The following is a 2,500-nucleotide window of genomic DNA, read 5'->3' on the forward strand; positions in this document are numbered from 1 at the left end:
GTATCTCCAACCTTTAACCTCGCTTTTTTCTTTCTAGGCTCGGGCTGAAACAGTTCCCCGAACTGTTTCACTCCGCTGGACTGTTAAAGCCAATTAACCACTCCCACTGCGCTGAGATGTTGACACGAACTCTGAGAAGTGGCTTTGGACTTTTTGCCCAGCCTCGTTTAAAGTTAAAAAAATTATTCTACGGTCTCGTTTTCTAACAGTATCCGGTTTGCTGTTTTTTGATATAGTACAGAAAACAGGTGTTTCAGATTTATGCAGGTCATGGTTTCTATCATAGTTTGCCTCAAGGGCACAAATATATTTTTTCTATCGGTTAAGGTAAGGATTCAGAAGTCCGTGCTCTATAAAAGCTAAATAAAAACATTTGATAGCATAGGTATATTTCGTTTAATTATGATACAATACTTCTTATAAATATTTTAGGAGTGTTTAAATTTAATGAGAGAAGATATTCAGATTAATGAACGAGCGTTAACTGTATCAGAACAGTTGATAGAGGTTTTGGAATCCATTTACGATCCTGAAATTGAACTAGACATCTACAATTTGGGTTTGATTTATGAGATCCATTTAGATGAAGCTGGTTTTTGTAAGGTTGTCATGACCTTTACAGATTCAGGTTGTTCTTGTGCGGATACTATGCCTGGTGAATTGGTTGCAGCCTTGAAAACGATTGATGGTATAAACGATGCACAGGTAGAGATTGTCTGGTCTCCTGCCTGGAAGATGACCCGTATCAGCCGTCTTGGACGTATTACGCTTGGTATCAGTCCGAAATAAAAAGAAAGTGAGGCTGGGAAAAAAGTCCTGCCACACTTCTCAGAGTTCGTTTCAACATCTCAGCACAGTGGTTGATTGACAGATTTGTTCGTGTTTCACACTCCAAATCTAGCCTAATCAACTTGTGCGGGGTGTGAAACACGAACTCTTTTTCTACCATTTGTCAAGCCTTTCAAGGTATTTGATGAACAATATTTTGAATTCAGTAGTCAAAATAAGGAAATTATTTTATTTTGGACTAAAGTTTAGTGTAAAAAGTGTATACAAAAGCAACACCTTATGTTGAAATTTTTTGATAAGGTGTTACAATGATAGAGCATAAACAGTTTTACCGATTTTGGGTAGAAGTATAATCGTAAAGCTTATTATGCGTAATGAGGTAATACATTGTCCGAATGAGACGATGTATGGAGGCAATCGTGTGTGGCTTCGTAGAAGTCGTTTGCGATTGTCTTTTTCGTTTCTCATAAAAGTCGGCGATATGGCAAGGATTGGTGTGACTAGCTGAAGCGATATTATGAATGCACTTGAACAGAATCTTTCTAGCGTAGGGATTGCCACGTTTGGTAATGTGTTCCTTAGCGAGGAAGTTACCAGATTCATAGTGTCTCAGGTCAATACCGATAAAGGCGTTGATTTGATTTGCAGACTGAAAACGGCGAATATCTCCCAGTTCGCCAATAATACTTGTTGCAGTAGTCTCAGCTATTCCAGGAATAGAGAGCAGAATGTCATATTCAGGTAATGGCTGAGCTAGCTCCACCATTTCGTCTAAGACTGATTGTCTCTGTTCAGAAAGCCGAAGCAATTCTTTTCCATAGTAACGCACCTCTTCCAGCATTGGAGAGGTTTTCTTAACGGCACAATAAGATTGATTAGCTAGTGCTATCAGTTTCTCGGCTAAGTACGCCACACGCTTGTCCGAAATCCGTTTTGAGGTGGACTGACGAATGCTCTCTGAGAGTTCGTCCTTGCTTAAATCAAGCACGAAGTCCTTGCAAGGAAAAGCTATGACCAGGTTCCAGTATTGTTCACCAGTTGGTGTTGACAAGATATTTTCCAATTCAGGGAAAGTGACCTGTAAGACCTTGTGTAGGCGGTTTTTAGTTCGAACAATGTCCTCAGTCAGATTCTGATAGAAACGGCTGAGATCCCGCAGATCTTGATAGACTTCTTCTTGGACATAAGTGGGTTTACGATTCAGTGCAAACTGAGATTGAGCTAGTTTTTCGGCGTCAATTTGATCTGTTTTTCTCACACGCAAGCTATCCAGTTGCTTCTTGGCTTCTAAGGGATTGAGCCGCGTATAAGCGTAGCCGTGCTCATCCAGAAAAGCTTGAAGACGACGAGAATAGACACCTGTTGCTTCAAAGATGATTTCTGGCTTGTGGACGGTTTTCAAATCTCCAAGTAACCGAGTAAAGCCGATGGCGTCATTGGACATGGTATAGCCATGAACTTTCTCACCATTGACTAGAATGGCCACTTCTGAACTTACCTTACTCACGTCAATCCCAAATACTACTCGCATGATATTACCTCTTTGTCTTGAATGATTCCTTGTTTTAGTGATGTCATTTTCAATACTCGACGTCTGGCGTCCCACATACTTTGATAACATTCTTTCTAAAACAGGTGCCTTGCCAGTTTTTGATGCGACGTCTAGCGTCAAAAGAGTTCTCGACTTAACAAGACACCTCTACTTTATCAT

2 protein-coding genes and 1 pseudogene are annotated in these 2,500 nt (G+C 40.3%); 2 read left to right on the plus strand and 1 reads right to left on the minus strand.

The genetic code is table 11. The features are described 5' to 3' along the window. Window positions 1–245 precede the first annotated feature (245 nt). Both ODU34_RS08965 and ODU34_RS08970 read left to right on the plus strand, forming a co-directional pair. Window positions 246–326: pseudogene (locus ODU34_RS08965) on the plus strand (pyridoxamine 5'-phosphate oxidase family protein); the annotation flags it as partial. Between the two features lie 121 nt (window positions 327–447). Next, window positions 448–789, plus strand: a complete 342-nt coding sequence (locus tag ODU34_RS08970) for a metal-sulfur cluster assembly factor (protein WP_024406534.1) — start codon at window positions 448–450, stop codon at window positions 787–789. 328 nt (window positions 790–1,117) lie between these two features. Here ODU34_RS08970 and ODU34_RS08975 read toward each other — a convergent pair whose 3' ends face one another. Beyond that, on the minus strand, window positions 1,118–2,320 hold the full coding sequence (locus ODU34_RS08975) for an IS110 family transposase (RefSeq protein ID WP_105178691.1): 1,203 nt from the start codon (window positions 2,318–2,320) through the stop codon (window positions 1,118–1,120). Window positions 2,321–2,500: the final 180 nt, after the last annotated feature.

It is taken from the genome of Streptococcus sp. 2018WUSS126, assembly GCF_044427425.1.
Taxonomy (GTDB): Bacteria; Bacillota; Bacilli; order Lactobacillales; family Streptococcaceae; genus Streptococcus; species Streptococcus hashimotonensis.